This is a genomic window from Sulfolobus sp. B1 (genome assembly GCF_007050195.1).
In the GTDB taxonomy this organism is placed as follows: domain Archaea; phylum Thermoproteota; class Thermoprotei_A; order Sulfolobales; family Sulfolobaceae; genus Saccharolobus.
The window spans coordinates 1-746 of the sequence record NZ_QIMI01000319.1 but is presented as its reverse complement, the minus strand read 5'-3'; the positions used below and the strand labels follow the sequence as shown (position 1 = coordinate 746).

General features: G+C 39.8%; 2 protein-coding genes and 1 pseudogene. 1 reads left to right on the top strand and 2 read right to left on the bottom strand.

Features of this window, described 5'->3' with window-relative positions; all coding sequences use genetic code 11:
* Nucleotides 1–72: 72 nt before the first annotated feature.
* A complete protein-coding gene (locus DMP16_RS11160) occupies nt 73–216 on the top strand; it encodes a hypothetical protein (RefSeq protein ID WP_156770089.1) in 144 nt (47 codons plus the stop codon).
* Nucleotides 217–266: 50 nt separating this feature from the next.
* Here the strand turns inward: DMP16_RS11160 and DMP16_RS11155 are convergent, their stop codons facing one another.
* Both DMP16_RS11155 and DMP16_RS10450 read right to left on the bottom strand, forming a co-directional pair.
* Complete coding sequence (locus tag DMP16_RS11155) at nt 267–413, bottom strand: helix-turn-helix domain-containing protein (RefSeq protein WP_156770090.1); 147 nt, start codon at nt 411–413, stop codon at nt 267–269.
* Between the two features lie 103 nt (nt 414–516).
* A pseudogene (locus tag DMP16_RS10450) lies at nt 517–746 on the bottom strand (AAA family ATPase); the annotation flags it as partial.

Genomic DNA, 746 nt, shown 5'->3' with positions numbered 1-746 from the left:
AAATATTCTTCCTAATCTACAACACAATTTACTCGAAATCTATTAGCATAAGTTGTAATAAAATTTTATGGGGTGGATGAAATTGTTGTCCACACACCGAATTGCGGTAGTTTATCTTTATTCTTCAGTGATGAGAAAAAGGATGACCATGCTTCATTGTTCTTCTGTAATACGGTTTGTGCATTAGTTTTAAGAATATCCTTATACTTCTCATAATACTTGTCCCAAGTACCTTTTAGGTCTACTTTCTTTTGCTGGAAGAACTGTTATCTTCTCTCATAGTTTACTACGTTGTATAACCTCGCTGATGCGCCTGCTAATTTTTTCAATTTCCTCTGTTGTGCTCCATTAGGGAACAATCTGACAGTTACAGTACGGACGCTCTGGTATTGCGGGAGAAATCGGCTCCTCATAGAGAAGTTGACCAGAAGGGAGTGTCGTAGGAAAAGGTAGAGAGAAAAGGAGTTTAAAAACATTTACCCCCGCCTTAAAGGGCGAGGTTTGCCGTTCTTCCTATCAATATAGTAACAAGAACTTCCATAACGGTACAACCTTTACCCTCTTGTCTCCCTCTACAACTAACTCTTCCTCGTAGTCCCAGCTTACTAAGATTAAGTCATTATATCCCGTGACCTCACTACCCTTTAACAACCCTTTTATCTCCCTTTCCTTAATCTCATCTCTCCCAGAGGCATAACTCACCTGTACCAACCTCCTATTTACACTGTCCACAAAGTCCACCTCGT